Annotated in this window: 14 protein-coding genes; 2 read left to right on the forward strand and 12 right to left on the reverse strand. The window is 35.4% G+C overall.

Annotation, left to right across the window (positions count from 1 at the left end; translation table 11 throughout):
* Nucleotides 1-263 precede the first annotated feature (263 nt).
* The 10 genes from recA to ACEN3Z_RS09440 form a co-directional block, all read right to left on the reverse strand.
* Nucleotides 264-1,331, reverse strand: a complete 1,068-nt coding sequence (recA, locus tag ACEN3Z_RS09395) for a recombinase RecA (RefSeq protein WP_138403694.1) — start codon at nucleotides 1,329-1,331, stop codon at nucleotides 264-266.
* Between the two features lie 78 nt (nucleotides 1,332-1,409).
* On the reverse strand, nucleotides 1,410-2,666 hold the full coding sequence (locus ACEN3Z_RS09400) for a competence/damage-inducible protein A (protein WP_407090645.1): 1,257 nt from the start codon (nucleotides 2,664-2,666) through the stop codon (nucleotides 1,410-1,412).
* Nucleotides 2,667-2,818: 152 nt separating this feature from the next.
* Complete coding sequence (gene pgsA / locus ACEN3Z_RS09405) at nucleotides 2,819-3,406, reverse strand: CDP-diacylglycerol--glycerol-3-phosphate 3-phosphatidyltransferase (protein WP_407090646.1); 588 nt, start codon at nucleotides 3,404-3,406, stop codon at nucleotides 2,819-2,821.
* 2 nt (nucleotides 3,407-3,408) lie between these two features.
* The gene (locus tag ACEN3Z_RS09410) at nucleotides 3,409-4,437 is read right to left on the reverse strand and encodes a helix-turn-helix domain-containing protein (protein ID WP_407090647.1); all 1,029 of its coding nucleotides are present in this window, start codon (nucleotides 4,435-4,437) and stop codon (nucleotides 3,409-3,411) included.
* Nucleotides 4,438-4,624: 187 nt separating this feature from the next.
* Complete coding sequence (locus tag ACEN3Z_RS09415; protein ID WP_407090648.1) at nucleotides 4,625-5,578, reverse strand: ABC transporter permease; 954 nt, start codon at nucleotides 5,576-5,578, stop codon at nucleotides 4,625-4,627.
* Nucleotides 5,578-6,639, reverse strand: a complete 1,062-nt coding sequence (locus ACEN3Z_RS09420) for an ABC transporter permease (protein ID WP_407090654.1) — start codon at nucleotides 6,637-6,639, stop codon at nucleotides 5,578-5,580. The genes ACEN3Z_RS09415 and ACEN3Z_RS09420 overlap by 1 nt, the downstream gene beginning before the upstream one ends.
* A 23-nt stretch (nucleotides 6,640-6,662) precedes the next feature.
* Nucleotides 6,663-8,222, reverse strand: coding sequence for an ABC transporter ATP-binding protein (locus ACEN3Z_RS09425; RefSeq protein ID WP_407090649.1), 1,560 nt, complete (start codon nucleotides 8,220-8,222; stop codon nucleotides 6,663-6,665).
* Nucleotides 8,223-8,475: 253 nt separating this feature from the next.
* Complete coding sequence (locus ACEN3Z_RS09430) at nucleotides 8,476-9,504, reverse strand: BMP family protein (RefSeq protein ID WP_407090650.1); 1,029 nt, start codon at nucleotides 9,502-9,504, stop codon at nucleotides 8,476-8,478.
* Between the two features lie 107 nt (nucleotides 9,505-9,611).
* On the reverse strand, nucleotides 9,612-10,637 hold the full coding sequence (locus ACEN3Z_RS09435; protein WP_197104033.1) for a BMP family protein: 1,026 nt from the start codon (nucleotides 10,635-10,637) through the stop codon (nucleotides 9,612-9,614).
* 198 nt (nucleotides 10,638-10,835) lie between these two features.
* Nucleotides 10,836-13,598 (reverse strand): DNA translocase FtsK, encoded by a 2,763-nt coding sequence (locus ACEN3Z_RS09440; protein ID WP_407090651.1) that lies wholly within the window; start codon nucleotides 13,596-13,598, stop codon nucleotides 10,836-10,838.
* A 131-nt stretch (nucleotides 13,599-13,729) separates the two neighbouring features.
* Between ACEN3Z_RS09440 and ACEN3Z_RS09445 the strand changes: the two genes are divergently transcribed.
* Nucleotides 13,730-14,005, forward strand: coding sequence for an acylphosphatase (locus tag ACEN3Z_RS09445; protein WP_138403687.1), 276 nt, complete (start codon nucleotides 13,730-13,732; stop codon nucleotides 14,003-14,005).
* A gap of 95 nt (nucleotides 14,006-14,100) precedes the next feature.
* Nucleotides 14,101-15,057 (forward strand): membrane protein insertase YidC, encoded by a 957-nt coding sequence (gene yidC, locus ACEN3Z_RS09450; protein WP_407090652.1) that lies wholly within the window; start codon nucleotides 14,101-14,103, stop codon nucleotides 15,055-15,057.
* 114 nt (nucleotides 15,058-15,171) lie between these two features.
* On the opposite strand, the gene ACEN3Z_RS09455 is transcribed toward yidC, so the two are convergent.
* Nucleotides 15,172-16,680, reverse strand: a complete 1,509-nt coding sequence (locus tag ACEN3Z_RS09455) for a sensor histidine kinase (RefSeq protein ID WP_407090653.1) — start codon at nucleotides 16,678-16,680, stop codon at nucleotides 15,172-15,174.
* Nucleotide 16,681: 1 nt separating this feature from the next.
* A complete protein-coding gene (locus tag ACEN3Z_RS09460) occupies nucleotides 16,682-17,383 on the reverse strand; it encodes a response regulator transcription factor (protein ID WP_138403684.1) in 702 nt (233 codons plus the stop codon).
* Nucleotides 17,384-17,738 lie beyond the last annotated feature (355 nt).

Here is a 17,738-nt window from a genome sequence, read left to right on the forward strand (position 1 = left end):
TTCATCCGTGGTAAGATGGGTGTAGGTCATTTGTGGTCACTCCTTTGTATTCTTTGGTCGGAATTACAAGTTGAGTGTACCACAAATGGCTGTTTTAGTTGTCTAGCTTAATTTTACAATCGGCGTTTATAAAATATTATTTAATTATTTTTCCTCGGAACTATCTAAGGGGATTATTCTTATGATTAAATTAAAGACCAGCCAGCCTGCTATAAAGTATAACAGGCTAACTGGTCTAAATTATTGAAATTAATTATCTATTATTATTCTTCGCTATCTAAAGGTAATTCAGTGCTTTCTTCTACTTTTTCTTCGTTAGCTTTTTCTTCTTTAACTTCTTTTGGTGTGAAGTAGTGCTCACGCACTTGAGCTTCAACAACTTCTAGAATATCTGGATTCTCTTCTAAGAATGTTTTCGCATTCTCTCGTCCTTGTCCGATTCGCTCTTCACCATAAGAATACCAAGAACCTGCTTTTTTAATGATTTCTAAATCAGCAGCAATATCAACGAGTTCTCCAATTTTAGAAATCCCTTTACCATAGATAATATCTACCATTGCTTCTTTAAATGGAGGGGCTACTTTATTCTTAACTACTTTAATACGCGTTCTATTCCCTACAAAGTTTCCGCTATCTTTAATTGATTCCGCACGTCTGACTTCTAAACGAACTGATGAATAGAATTTAAGTGCACGTCCACCAGGCGTTGTTTCAGGGTTTCCGAACATAACACCCACTTTTTCACGAATTTGGTTAATGAAAAAGGCAATTGTTTTTGTTTTACTAATTGAACCGGATAATTTTCTCAATGCTTGAGACATTAAACGAGCTTGAAGACCAATATGAGTATCACCCATCTCACCTTCAATTTCAGCTCTTGGAACTAATGCTGCAACAGAGTCAATAACAACGATATCAATGGCTCCAGATGATACTAATGCATCCGCAATTTCTAAGGCTTGCTCCCCTGTATCTGGTTGAGAAAGTAATAATTCCTCTACATCGACACCTAAATTTGCTGCGTAATCTGGATCTAATGCATGCTCAGCATCAATGAAGGCAGCTAAGCCTCCATTTTTTTGAACTTCTGCAATAGCATGTAGTGCAACTGTTGTCTTACCAGATGATTCTGGTCCGTAACATTCAATTATACGTCCTCTTGGGTATCCACCGACACCTAAGGCAATATCTAATTGTAAAGATCCAGTTGGTACAGTTGAAATACGTGTATCCGTACGATCTCCAAGACGCATAATTGCACCTTTACCAAAGTTTTTTTCAATTCCCTTTAATGCTAGGTCTAGCGCTTTTCTTCTATCTTTATCTACCATTACTTGTGCCTCCATTTCATTTCTATTACATTGTAACTTTACTTTTATCGTTTTGCAAGCAAAAAACGAACATATGTTCTATTTATTTAAAAATTCTTTTACTAAGTTTAAAACTTCAAACTCTGCCACTTCTCTTACAACATGTCTAGGTTTATTTGAGATGTTTAATTCTGCTACTTGGACTGGATGATTTTTTGCTGCTAGAGCAACAAAGACCTTTCCTGGGGGATGACCTTCTAAAGATTTCGGTCCTGCTACACCAGTTAATGAAATAGCTAAATCACTACCAGTTAAATTTAACGTTCTCTCAGCCATTTCTTGTGCAACTTCTGCGCTGACAACCGTATGTTCTTTAATAATTTCTTCCGGTATCCCAAGCATTTTGACTTTTTGTTCTGTTTGATAAGTAACAAATCCACCAACAATGACGTCTCCAGCACCCGGTGTATTCGTTAACCTTTCTAGGACTAAACCACCCGTTAAACTTTCTGCTGCCGATAATGTTTTGTTATGTTTTCTTAATTCGTCGACAATGAATTTTTCAAAAAGTTGCTCAGACCCATAACCAATAAAATGCTTCGTAAAGCGTTGACGAATTTGTTCAGCTAATTCATCTAAAACATCTTCGGACTCTTCATAGGTTACAGAATTATATGTTAAACGAATCGAAACACGTTTTGGTTTAGCGTAAATAGCTATCGTTGGGTTTGTTTGAGTTTCAATTAAATCTCTCAGTTTATCTGCAACGAAAGATTCCCCTACGCCATATAAATTAATGTATTTAGAACTAATAACCCCTTGCTTAGCCATCACACTTCTAATATACGGTTTGACATGTTCATTCAGCATATGCTTCATCTCAAATGGAGGGCCAGGTAAAACAATATAATATATCGTTTTATTATTTTTTTCTTTCGTGTAGATTAACCCAGCAGCTAGTCCCACATCGTTAAGAATTGTTTCTCCGCCATTAATCGTTAAAGCCTGTCTATAATTATTCTTTGTCATCTCTCGATTTTGGTTTTTGAAATAAGTTTCGACTCTCTCGAGTTGTTTCTTGTCGTGATATAATTCTTCACCTAAAAATTCAGCTAAAACTTGCTTTGTTATATCGTCTTCTGTTGGCCCTAAACCTCCAGAAAGAAAAATCAGATCAGATCTAGATGATGCAATCTCTAAAGCTTCATTTATCCTGTCACTATTATCTCCAACAACAGATTGATAATACGTACCAATTCCAATATCCAGTAATTCTTGTGCGATATCACTCGCATTCGTATTCACTATGTATCCCATTAATAATTCAGTACCTACAGCTATAATTTCTGCCTTCAAAAAAACTCCCCCTATATATATACAAGAAAAATGGTCAATTCCATTAATTTATTTTAAAAATAAAACAATTTACCCCAGATAAGATTATCATGAAGTAAATTGTTCTAAAAATAATATTCTATTGTTTATTTAAAACGAATTAGTTTTTAATTTTATTGCGTATCAGCAAAGACATGTCGACCTTTATAAAAATACTCTGCCCCAGAATATACCGTAAATATTAAACAAACGTAAATTAAAATGGTCGAAATAGGAATATTGAGTAACGCAAAACCAATATCGTCAAATAAGTAGAATATTATCGCAAACATTTGAGTAAAAGTTTTAATTTTTCCTGGCCATGCGGCAGCCATTACCTTACCACTTTGAGTAGCAAGTAATACTCGTAGCCCCGTAACAAGTAGTTCACGGCTCACAATAATCACGACTACCCAACCTGGAACTGTATTTGCTTGAACCAGCATAATTAAAGCAGCAATAACTAATAGTTTGTCCGCCATGGGGTCAAAAAACTCTCCAAATGATGTAATTAAATTATGTTTTCTAGCTAAGTAACCATCTAAATAATCAGTAATACTGGCAATGGTAAATACTAAACCAGCGATAAATTGAAAGACTGGAATATTTGCTCCCAATACATCAATATTGCCAAATTGATTTGGTATATACATTAAAATGATGAACACAGGAATTAAAAACATTCTTGCTACTGTCAGTTTGTTAGCAATATTCATTTGCATGTTTATTCAGCTCCCTCCGTACCATCTTCTGGTGCTAATACGGCAGGTCCTTGGAAATCTTCTTCAGAAGTCGTTGCGTCTTCTTCTGGTATATCTAATTCGATAGCATCATCTTCAGTTTCCACTCCACTATCTTCCGCTGCTGTAAAGATAATCGTCTCTGTTAAGTATTGTCCTTGAGGCTCAATTAACGTACCATTAACTGATAAATTAGCTCCCTCAGGATATCCGAAGGAAATTCTAACTTCTTGAGTACCTGGAGTCACGGTATGTTCTAACACTTCATCTTCAACAATGGTTGTATCTTGTACAATCACACCGTCTTCAAATACACCAACCCACACAAAGTTATTTCCTTCAAACTCAAAAGTATACTCTGAGAACGGTGCATTCAATTCATAAGTCGTAGCCTCACCAGGTTGTGAAGTTAATGTTAATACTTGATCTCCAACCATTATATCATTCTCTCCAAGCGCTGGCTCTTCAGTAGTAGTTTCAGATTCAGCATCTGATTCTGTCGCTGGCTCGTCCTGTTCAACTGATTCCGGTTCAACAACACTCACGATACTCGTCGTCTCACTTGAAACCGATTCTGCAGGTTGGTCGTTTTGACCGATACTATTAATCGCAAAAACTAAAGCAATCATTATTCCAATTACAATAGCTACTAATAAGATTACTGGTAAATAAGCAAGGACCGAATCAAAAGAATTATTTTCATTCGTAACATAACGTTCTGCACGACTAGGAATTTTATCGCCTTCCACATCATCAGAATCATTAGATTTATCAGAACCTGAAGACAATTCATCTTCATATTCAATTAATAACTCATCACCATTTAAGCCAACCATATCAGCGTACTGTTTAATAAAAGCACGCACATAAAAGCTACCTGGCATTTCTTCATAATTACCTAATTCAATGGCTTGTAAATATTTTTTTTGAATTTTTGTCATTTGTTGTAATGTATTTAGGGTATAACCTTTTTCTACACGCGCTTCGCGTAATTTAGTTCCCAATTCGCTCATAAAACAGACTCCTCTTTGTATCTAAATCTATACTACTGTATTATAGCATAGAATTTAAAGATAGTAATCTTAATTGTTAAGTATTTTGTCATGATTTAATCTTATAAATTTATTACATATATCTAAAAGAATCGCTGTATTAATGCAAAAAACGGCACTACAAATATAGGCCGTTTTAATATAAGAATTATTTTGATTTAATATAAGTTTTACCATTAGCAGCTGGACCAGATGCTTTTCCTACAAAGCTTACAAGTACTATAATTGTAATAATGTAAGGTGCGATTTGTAAATAAACTGGATCTATAGATTCAATGAGTGGAATTTGAGAACCAACTACTGATAAACTTTGAGCAAATCCAAAGAATATCGCTGCTAACATAGCTCCTACTGGATTCCATTTACCAAAAATCATTGCCGCCATCGCCATAAACCCTTGTCCTGCAATAGTAGAAACAGAGAAGTTTAATGAAATAGATTGAGATAATACCGCTCCCCCAATTCCACCGAATACACCTGAAAGTAGTACACCAGCGTATTTCATTGCGTAAACATTAATTCCCATTGTATCTGCTGCTTGAGGATTCTCACCAACCGCTCGGATTCTTAATCCAAAGCGAGTTCTCGCTAAGAAGAACCAACAGATAAAGGCAACAATAATACCTACATAAGCTGGTAAAGAAGTTGATTGGAAGAAAATACGTCCAATAACAGGGATATCACTTAAAAGTGGGAAATTAAAATACCCAAATGATTCGCGAATAATGTCTGTTTGTCCTCTTTGTTCAAATAAAACTCGTGTTAAGAACACAGCTAAAGCTGGAGCCGCTAAGTTAACAACTGTACCAGAGATAATATGATCTGCTCTTAAATTTACTGTTGCTAAAGCATGGACTGCAGCAATGAATACACCCGCAAGGGCTCCAACCAATAAACCAAGCCAAGGAGTCCAAGATCCAAATGTTTCAGCATAAAATAGGTTGAAAACTACGGAACTGAAAGCTCCCATCACCATAATACCTTCCAAACCAACATTTACAATACCACTTCGTTCAGAAAATACTCCACCGATCGCCGTAAATATTAACGGGGCTGAGTATACTAATGTAGATGATACAATTAATGCTAATAAATTGACCATTACTCATCTCCTCCTTGAACAATCACTTCTGTATTACTTAATTTAGATTTCTCACGACGATCCATAAAATAAGTAATAACATAGTTAGCACCTACGAAGAAGATAATTGCCGCCGTTGCAATATCAACAATTTCAGAAGGAACCCCTGCCATAAGTGGCATAATCGTTCCACCTGTTTTTAACCCACCAAATAAAAGACTTGCGAAGATGATTCCGATTGGATTCAGACCACCTAATAATGCTACAGCAAGTCCATCAAAACCAATGGCTGGAGCAACACCGTTCGTTAAGAAGACGTTTCTAAACTCGCCTAAGCCGTTCATAACTCCACCTAATCCAGCTAATCCTCCAGATAATAACATTGCTAAAATAATATTACGTTTCGCATTCATACCTGCGTAATTCGCAGCGTGCTTATTGAAACCAACGGATCTCAACTCGAAACCAACGGTTGTTCTTTGAAGTAAAATTGATACAAGAACTGCAAAGATTAAGGCTAAGAAAATACCACCATGAATCGTTGACCCGTTTGTTAAATCAGTTAACCATTGCAAGCGTAATGATGCATTCTCCCCAACGAAAGGCGTTGCATCTGCGCGATCAGTGATTACGTTACGAATAATATGATCAGAAATATAAATGGCTACATAGTTTAACATGATTGTTACGATAACTTCACTGGTATCAAAGAATGCTTTTAAAACTCCAGCAATTCCAGCCCATAAAGCACCAGCAATCGTTCCACCAAGTATTGCAAGTGGTAAGACAAGCCAACTTGGTGAATCAGGTAATGATATACCAATCCATACTGATACTAACCAACCTGCTAAAGCTTGACCTGCTAAACCAATATTAAAGAATCCAGCCGTATAAGCTACCGCAAAACCTAAACCAGTAAAGATTAGGGGAGTTGCTGCACGAATTGTTTGTCCAATATTAAATGGATTTCCTAAAGCTCCTGTAAGTAATGCTTTATAACCTTCAATTGGATTATAACCAAAAACCAACATAATAATTGCTCCAAAGACAAGTCCAATAACAATTGATAATAATGGGACCATAATTTGTCTAATATTTGACTTCACTATACAACACTTCCTTCCTGACGAGCCGCTTCAATTTCTGAAAATGGTGTTCCCGCCATCATCAATCCTAACTCACGTTCGTTTGTTTCATGTGTTGGAATGTCCGCAACAATCTTTCCATCAAACATGACTAGAACTCTATCCGTTACATTTAATATCTCATCAAGTTCGAAACTCATTAATAGAACACCTTTATCTTTATCGCGTTCGTTAATTAATTCTTTATGAATAAATTCAATTGCACCCACATCCAGTCCACGGGTCGGGTTTGCTGCAATTAAGAATTTAGGATCACTATCTATTTCTCTTGCAATAATTGCTTTCTGCTGATTACCACCAGATAATGATCTAGCAATAGCTTTCTCAGAAGTTGTTCTTACATCATAAGATTCAATTAGTTTTCTCGCTTGTTGTTCAATTTTAGTAAAATGTAATAAGCCATTACTTGAATAAGGTTTCGCGTAATAGTTTTTCAATATCATATTACTTTCTAATTGCATATCTAGAATTAAACCATACTTATGACGGTCTTCTGGAATATGAGCAATGCCACTTTCATTCACATCTCTCGGTGAAAGACCTGTAATATCTTTCCCTTCGAAGAGAATTTGACCTGATTCAACTGGCAATAATCCTGTCATTGCAAGTATTAATTCTGATTGACCATTTCCATCAATTCCCGCGACACCAACGATTTCACCTTTGCGAACTTTAAATGAAAGATCCTCAACCGCTTTTATACTACGTTCATCCAAAACATTAAGTGATTTGATATCAATTATTGTATCTGATGGATTTGCAAGTTTCTTTTCAGTAGTAAATGATACTGAACGGCCAACCATCATATCAGCTAACTCATTTGAAGTTGTTGTTGCTACATCAACAGTATCAATCGATTGACCACGACGAATAACAGTACAGCGATCGGCTACTTGTTTAATTTCATCCAACTTATGAGTGATGATAATAATTGACTTACCTTCTTCGGCTAATTTACGTAATGTAACCATTAAATCTGTCACTTCTTGAGGCGTTAGTGACGCAGTCGGTTCATCAAAAATCAAAATGTCTGCCCCACGATAAAGCACTTTAAGAATCTCAACACGTTGTTGCATTCCTACACTAATAGATGAAATACGAGCTGAAGGATCGACACTCAAACCATATTGTTGAGAAATCTCTTCAATTTTTTTCTGAGCTGTTCCTTTATCAATTGTTAGACCTGAGACAGGTTCTTCACCCAATATAATGTTTTCAACAACCGTAAAAGCATCTATCAACATAAAATGTTGGTGAACCATCCCAATTCCGAGTTGGTTGGCTTTGGTTGGAGAATCAATTTGAACAACTTCTCCTCCCATGTAAATATCACCTGATGTAGGTTCTAATAAACCAGAGAGAATATTCATTAATGTTGATTTTCCTGCTCCGTTCTCCCCTAATAAGGCATGAATTTCACCTTTTTTTAACTGTAAGTTGATATTTTTGTTCGCGTAGAACTCACCAAATTTTTTGGAAATGTCACGCATCTCAATTACAGGTACATTTGTATCTGTCATAATTGCTCCTCACATTCTATACTTATAATTTTGCAATCTGTTATATCATATATAATTATAGTCAAGTATACTAAAAAAGCATAGTAAAAATCATATTAAAGTATTCTATAATTGCAATTTTTGTAAAATAATTAGTGTTTGTACTTATCCAAATTAGTAATTTCACAGTGTTTTTTAGTTTTCCATGTTCTATAATGGTAAATCCTCATAAAAAAAGGGCACCTTCACGAGGCGCCCTTTACTTAAAAAACGATTAGTTTTCAGGAGTTTCTGGGACTTCAATTTCACCATCAATAATTTGTTGACGGTAATCATTTACAGTAGTTAAAACTTCTTCTGAAAGATTTCCTTCAGCTAAGTCAACTCCACCATCAGCTAACCCAAAGACTTGTGTTCCAGCTTCGAAGTTACCTGCTTTTGTTTCATTTGTAAATAATTGGATAGAATCACCGATTTGTTTTAACGTAGAAGTTAAAGTTAATCCGCGTTCTTCTCCATCAATTTCAATAATCCCTTCAGCGTCTTGATCCATATCAGCTCCGATAACCCAAATATTACGTTCTGGATCAGCAGACACTAAATCTTTTGCTTCTGAGAAGACTCCATTACCTGAATCTCCAGCAGCTTGGAAAATAATATCAGTATCAGCTGCATACATTGCTGCTGCTAATTGACGACCACGCGGTGCATCAGCAAAACTTCCAACATATTCAACTGTAACTTCGATGTCAGGATTAACTGCTTCAGCACCAGCGACAAAGCCAGCCTCGAAACGGTCAAGGACAATCCCTTCAACTCCACCAATAAATCCAATTTTATTTGTTTCAGTTGTTGAAGCTGCAGCAACACCAGCTAGAAAAGCTGCTTCATTGTCTTGGAAATTAATAGAAGCAACATTTGGTTGATCCACTACAGAGTCAATAATCGCGAACTGTTGATCTGGATATTGTTGAGCAACATCATTAATCGCTGCTTCTAATTTGAACCCTACTCCGTAAATTAAATCAAAACCACTTTGAACCGCCGTGTTTAAGTTAGTAATGTAGTCTGAGTCAGTTGCTGATTCTAAATAATCAAAACCAGAAGTACCTCTCTCTAGGCCGTTCTCTTCTCCCCATAGTTGTAATCCTTCCCATGCAGATTGGTTAAATGATTTATCATCTACCCCACCTTGGTCAGTAATCATGATTGCACTAAAATCTTCTTGTGCGTTAGCAAAAATTGGAGAAGCTAATCCTCCGGCGAGTAAAGTAATTGTTGATAATTTAAGTAATTTGTTCAATGTATTTCCTCCCTTAGTTAATGTCTAAAGGTATTATAGGTTATAAAAAACGAGCTCTCAATAGTTTGACGTATTATCTCTTTAATTATGCCGTTATTGTTCGTGTTTTATTCTGGCGTTTCTGGAACTTCAATTTCCCCATTAACAATTTGTTGACGGTATTCTTCAATTGTTTCTTTAACTTCGTCAGTTAATTGACCTTCAGTTAATTCAACTCCACCGTCTGCTAAACCATAGACAGTGTTACCAGCGGTAAAGCCATCGGCTTCAGTTTGCTCAGCGAATTGTTTCACTGCGTCTCCAACTTGTTTTAATGTAGAAGTTAATGTTAAGTGGCGTTCTTCTCCATCAACAGTTACGATACCTTCTTCTGCTTGGTCACGGTCAACCCCGATTACCCATAAATTACGTGAAGGGTCGTTTGTTACTAAGTCTTTTGCCTCTGAGAATACTCCATTCCCTGTATCTCCAGATGCATGGAAGATAATATCTGCATCGTTCGCGTACATTGCTGCTGCAATTTGTTTACCTCGTGAAGCATCACCGAAGCTACCTGCGTATTCAACAGAAATTTCGATATCTGGGTTAATTGCTTGTGCTCCTGCAACGAATCCCGCTTCAAAGCGGTCAATAACAACCCCTTCAACTCCACCAACAAAACCTAGGTGATCTGTTTCAGTTGTTAATGCAGCTGCGACACCAGCTAAGAATGCTGCTTCATGGTCTTTAAAGTTTAATGAAGCCACATTTGGTTGGTCAACCACAGCATCTACAATGGCGAAGTGACGGTCAGGATATTGTTGAGCCATATCATTAATCGCTGGCTCTAATTTAAATCCAATACCGAAAATTATATCAAAGTTTGATGATAAAGCCGTGTTAATGTTTGTAACAAAGTCTGAGTCACTGTTTGATTGTAAGTAGTCATATCCACTCACTCCACGTTCTTTACCGTGCTCTTCACCCCATGCAGTTAATCCTTCCCATGCTGATTGGTTAAATGATTTGTCATCCACCCCACCAATATCCGTAATCATAATAGCAGAAAACTCTTCTTGCGCTGCCGCCATCGTTGGTAATGCAACTCCTGCAGCCATTAATGCTACGGCAGATAATTTAAGTAATTTTTTCATTCAATCTTCCTCCTTTTTTGTTCATTTAAAATTATACCGTAAGCTTAACAAAAACACAATGTAAGCGGTTGGGTTTTTTGAGCTTTTTCGATTTTTTCTATGCTCTTTCAATCATTGGTTTAACAACATTTTCATAAAAAGTTTGCTCAAAATAAAAAAATACCTAGTAGTAAACATTAATCTACTAGGTATTTAATTTTAATCTATTAAGACTTGTCTTGGTTTACTTCCATCTGGTTCACTTACTAAACCTAAAGCTTCCATATCATCGATTAATCTTGCTGCTCGATTATAACCAATTCTAAATCTTCTTTGTAATTGAGAGATACTGATTGTTTCTTGTTCTTTAATAAGTGCAACCGCATCTTCAAAGTATTCGTCATCAGATGCATTAGCTTTTTCAAGACTTTCATCTGTCACAACAATCGCTTCATCATAATCAGGCTCACTTTGATCTTTGATAAAGTCTGTAATACGCTCTACTTCAGCATCAGAAATATATCCACCTTGAACACGTAATGGTTTATTCATACCCATTGGTTGGAATAGCATATCTCCTCTACCAAGTAACTTCTCAGCACCGTTTGAATCTAAGATTGTTCTCGAATCAGTCCCACTTGAAACCGCAAAGGCTAATCTTGATGGCACATTTGCTTTTATAATCCCAGTGATAACATCTACAGATGGTCTTTGAGTTGCGATAATCATATGTATACCAGCAGCACGTGCCATTTGAGCTAAGCGAATAATCGCATTCTCTACTTCATTACTAGCTACTAGCATTAAGTCTGCTAACTCGTCAATAAAGACCACAATTTTTGGCAGTCTTTCATAGCCAGTTCCTTCATTTTTGTTTTGCTCTTCAATATAGTCATTATAGCTATCTACGTTTCTTACACCAGATGCTGCAAATAATTCATAACGATGTTCCATCTCTTGGACTACATTGTTTAATGCATGAGCCGCTTTTCTCGGGTTAGTAACTACCGGAGATAAAAGATGAGGTAATTCATTATACATAGTCAACTCAACTTTTTTAGGGTCAATCATTAAGAATTTCACTTCATTAGGTTTTGCCTTCATTAATAAAGAAGCAATAATAACATTCATTCCCACTGATTTACCACTCCCCGTTGCACCAGCAATTAGTAAGTGAGGCATTTTAGTTAAATCGGCTGTACACACTGATCCTGATATATCTCGTCCTAAAGGCACTTCTAAAAGATTTGGTGATTTTAAGGCCGCATCTACAATTTCCCAAAAAGAAACTGGGCTCACTTGAGTATTTGGTACTTCTATCCCAATTAATGATTTGCCTGGAATGGGAGCTTCCATACGAATATCTCTGGCTGCGAGTGATAATGCAATATCATCAGATAATGAAACAATTTTACTTACTTTCACACCAATAGCTGGTTCAATTTCATATTTCGTAACCGATGGTCCTAAATTTGCTTTAACAACTTTAGCATCTACACCAAAACTTTTAAATGTTCTTTCAAGTTTATCGATGTTTTCATTAATCCGTTTGTATTCTTCAGATTGATCCACCGGCGGAATTTTCGTTAATAAGTTTTTTGATGGTAATTTATACCCTTTATGCTTACTTTTTTTCGATTCTTTTTTCTGAGTTGGATTGGCTTTACTGCTTTGTTCAAGAACAGAATCTAAATCATTATCAGTTGTGTTTTGGATATTATCAGATTGTTGTTGCCAATGAGCGGCATTAGAGTGTTGAACCGTTTCTTGGTTTGTCGGTTCTTCAGGTAAGGTATCAGCAATCTCATGAGCCAATGTATCATCATCTGCATCAATTTCTACGTTGTTATAAGATTCTTCTTCATAAGTCGTTGGCGCATCCCAATCAGATGGATTATTGTAATCATAATTAGGTTGCTGTGGCATATCAACAACTGATTCTGACTCATCTTCTTTTGTATGATTAGAAATTTGGTCAAAATAATCTAAATCTAAGACTAAATCTTTATCTCGTTCTAGTCTTGCACGTTCACTAGCTGCTGTTGACGCTAGTGCATCCGTATCATCATATACTTCCCAACTAGGTTCTTTATCTACTTTAATGGAAGGCTGATAACGGGGTTGCCACTGTTCGGTCGTTTCCTCAGCATCGTTGACATTAAATTTGTTCTTTATTTTATCAAATAAAGCTCTTCTCTGAGGTCTTTGCTTACTTACATAAGACACTTCTTCTCTTGAGTAATCCTCATATTCATTAAATGAATCATTTTGTTCATAAATAGCTTCTTCAACCACAGGTTCGATGTCTTCAGTAATTTCCTCTTCTTCTACGAAAGATTCTTTATATGTAGAACGAACTTCACTAATTGTGTTTCCAACTCGTTTAAATCCTCCATATATTAAAATGAAAAAGTGTTTAATTGCATTAATAAATGCTTCAAAAGTCACACCTGTAGTCATAAAAAGCCCAATAAAGAACACAATACCTACTAATAAATATGTTCCCCATTGTCCAAATAAATAACCAAAACTCGCATAAAAAACTGCACCGAGCATCCCACCACCAAGACTGACTTGGTTTTGACCAGTTACAAATTCATTTTTGAAAATATCAAAAGTAATCGCAAAAATGGAATCAGGTAAAGGTTCTAAAGGATAAAATTGATTAAAATGAAGTAATGTCGTCATCGCTATTAATATAAACAATGAACCCATTAATTTTAATGCGGGGATATTAACAATGGAACGCTTCACAAACATTGCTAATCCAATAAAAGCAATTCCAACTAATAATAAATCATAAGCTTCACCGACAAACAGTCGAAATGTATTTAAGACAAGTGAACCAAAAAATCCCCAATTAAATAAGGCTATTATCGATATAAAAGCGACAATCAAGCCTATAATTAAATATATATAATGTTTTGAATGATCACTTATTTGCTCTGACTTATTAGCTTGAGCCTTCTTCTTTTTCGTCATGGACCATCCTCCTTGTTCTTCTATTCGCTAAACTTTACGCAACACTAATTATAGCATTGAATGGTGGATATATCGAATTCTTTATTAGAAATTCTGTGTTACAATGTAAACAAAAGAAAGGGAGCGATTACATGAAAACAACTGAATTAATCGTATCAGGACGCGTACAAGGTGTTGGCTTTAGAAATTATGTAAGTCAAATTGCAAAAGATCTTAATATTAAAGGAACAGTAAGAAATTTGTCTGACGGTGATGTCAAAATTATCGCTCAAACAGATGATGATACTTTGAATAAGATGGTTGAGCGAATCAAACAACCTCAACATCAATTTATGAAAATTAAAGATGTCGAGATCCACGATTTGCAACTCGATAAAGTTTATGATGATTTTTCTGTAGTATATTAACTTTTGTTAATTAAATATAGTGAGAATCTGATTGAATTCTTCATCTCTTTTCTATATTATATAAGAGTATGAATTTTAATGGAGTGATAACTTAGATGAAAAAGAAGCAAAAATGGATAAAAATTATTGGACTACTAGCTGTTGTTATACTAGTTATGTCCGGCTGTGTCTCTTACGATAGTGCTGGTAACCCTTCTGGATGGGTTTACGAGTATATTGGTCGACCTGCATCCACTCTAATGGACTGGATTGCTGGGATTTTCGGCGGTAGCTACGGGGTAGCAATCATAATTATTACAATCATCACACGATTACTTATGATGCCATCATCAGTAAATATGACTAAAAATTCAATGATTAGTCAATCAAAAATGAAGATCGCTCAGCCTGAGATTGATGAAATCAATGCTGAAATGGAAGAAACAAGCGATCAAAATGAAAAAGCAGCGTTACAACAAGAACTTATGCAAGTGTATAAGAAATACGACATTAATATGTTTGGTGGTTTAGCAGGATGTCTACCACTACTAATCCAAATGCCTATTATTTCTGCTGTATATACTGCGATTCGTTCGTCTCCAGAAATCTTAAGAAGTAACTTCTTAGGTATTAACTTAGGTGAGCAAAGTATTCCACTTGTAGTTGGTGTTGTTCTACTTTATGCACTACAAGGCTGGATGATGCAGAAAAATACGCCTCAATCTGATAACCCTCAAGCGCAACAAACATCGCGTACAATGATGTTAATGAATCCGCTAATGATTGGTTGGATTACTTATGCTTCTGCAGCTGGATTAGGAATTTACTTCTTAACCGGTGGTGTGTTCGCAATCTTCCAACAACTTTATATGAATAAAGTGGTAAGACCAAGAATTGAAAAAGATATGGAAGCTGAAGCTGAGAAATACGCACATGTTAAACGTACACCTCGTAAAAAAGCAACTAAAGCTAAAAATACGAACAAAGGTGATTCAAAACGCTTAGTGCCGACGAAGAACAATGTCAATACTTCCAATAAGAAACGCCGTAACGAAGGTAAACAAAGACGTTAATCAATTTTAAAACATAAATTTATACATAAAAAACGGATACGCTAATCTGTTGCACTTCCTTAATTTAGGTAGTTACAACAGACGCATATCCGTTTTTTTATTATGGAATAAACATTATAGTTTTTTACGTTCGGCGATTTGCTTACTCTTATATATTTGTCGAGTGTCATTCAAGATTGGAAATTCAATATAAAAAATCGAACCGTGATTAATTACACTCTCCACTCGAATCGCCCCTTTATACCCTTCAACTAATTGTTTCGCAATACTTAGGCCTAAACCATTCCCACCTTTATCACGTGATCTTGCTTTATCAATTCGATAAAATCGACCAAATACTTTTTCTTTATCTTCATCAGTCATACCCTCACCAAAATCTTGTATCGCAATCTCAACTTTAGTAAAGCTCTTACTGATAGATACGTGGATTTCTTTACGGTCGCGGCTATATTTAACAGCATTATCCAGTAAAATAATGAGAACTTGTTCAATATGATTTCGAAATGCTTGAATATATAAGCTTTCACCATCATCATCGGAATCAAGATAGAAATCAAAATCTTCGTGGATAATTTTAAAGTTATTGAATACTTGCTCGGTTGTCGAATAGACTTCTGTTATCTCATCTTTATAGTCGATATCCACATTCTCCGCTCGAGAAAGATCTAACATTTCTTGTACTAAGTCTTTCATTCTCGTTATTTCTTGTAATGAAGAGGCGATGGATTCTTCAAGAACTTCGGGATCATCTTTACCCCAACGATTTAATAATTTCAAGTGACCTTCAACAATCGCAACAGGTGTTCTTAATTCATGTGACACATCTTCGACGAATTGTTTTTGATTAGTCACATATTTGTCAATTTTATCTAGTAACTTATTCACGTGTAAACTTAAATCGCTCCACTCATCCTCTGAGACTGGTTTTCTAACCCGAATGTCAGATAAGTTTTCTTCTTCTACCAAATCCAATGAGTTATTAAGATAAGTTAGAGGTCTTAGGAAACGATGACTTAAAATAAACGATAATACGCCAATAATAACGATAATTAATAATAACACGCGCCAAAACAATTGATTTTGATGTTGAATAATATTTGTATAATAGTCTGGTTTCACAATCAACTGGAACGAACCAATTTTTTTACCTGTTGAATCAGAAACCACGGTGTTATAACCCATTAAAAATGTTTCGTCGTTATGTTGCACTTCTTGCAACTGATCTGAATGATTAATCGATGGTAAGTTCAATGTCATTGTTTCATAAATCAACTGATTTGATTCACTAAACAATCGAATTGTCGTATATTCATCTTCAAAATACTCTAAGTTGCTTACTGCATTACTTTGTACTTGATATTGTTCGTCCGATAATGGACGTGCTGTTGTTTCAGATTGGTTGTACACTAAAAATGGAAAAGCAAATTGCTGAAAATATTCATCAATGTTTTCGTATTTATTCTGATACGTATCATAAACCTGCTTACTTAAATTATCATTCACATCTTGATGATACCAAGTTAAACTAATGATGATAACTGGCGCAAAAAATGTAAATAATAAAATTCCCCATTTCCACTTAAGGGAAAGGGGCTGTTTTATTTTTTCTTTAAATGTTTCCATCTTAGTTTCTCATGACATATCCCGTTCCACGAACAGTTTGAATATAACTATCTTGCCCAGGAACGTCAATTTTATTACGTAAATAACGAATATATACGTCAACAACATTTGTCTCAACTTCGGATTTATAACCCCATACTTTATCTAAAAGTACGTCACGAGACATTACCATGTTAATGTTTTCCATTAAGTATAATAGTAATTCATATTCACGTTTAGTTAAATCAATGACTTCTTCACCACGTTTAACAATACGGTTGGCCTTCTCTACCGTTAAATCACGATATTTAACCGTTGGTTGTTGTTGTGCACGTTGCTCATCTTCATGATCTAAACGACGGAATAATGCACGCAGACGTGCTAATAATTCTTCAATTGCAAAAGGCTTAACAATATAATCATCTGCCCCTTGGTCTAAACCAGAAACACGGTCAATAACCGAATCTCTTGCTGTCATAATAATGATTGGTGTATCTTTAACCGGACGAATACGACGGCAAACTTCTAGACCGTTTAATTCTGGTAACATTAAATCTAATAGGATGACATCCCAATCCTCATTTAATGCAGCATCTAGTCCACTACGACCATCATATCTAATCTCAGTTTCATAGCCTTCGTGTTTTAATTCTAAGTCAACGAATCGAGCTAAGTTCTTTTCGTCTTCAATAATTAGTACACGTTGTTTATTTTCTTCACTCATTCATTATCCTCCTTAACATATTCTAATATCTTCCTTATCAATTCTACACAATATTATCGCATATTGCTACTAATTAAGTGATTAATTCTAATATAATTAGAATATTTTCTCAATTTTTATTAGTAGTTATTAATATGCCCTGAGTTGAATTGAAATGTTATATCTCTAACTTTAGAAGAAAAAACGACCGTAAAGCTAATGTTTAGGTTCTACAATAAATAGGGTTGCTGACAAAAATTAAAATGTCATCAACCCTATCTTTGTGTCTTCTAAAAGACGCAGATATTCGTTATATTAAAAGTACCACCAAATAACATAAGGAGAATATCTACGCATGAACCATTTTATCCAAAAA

Source organism: Ruoffia sp. FAM 26254 (genome assembly GCF_045528545.1).
Taxonomy (GTDB): Bacteria; Bacillota; Bacilli; order Lactobacillales; family Aerococcaceae; genus Ruoffia; species Ruoffia halotolerans.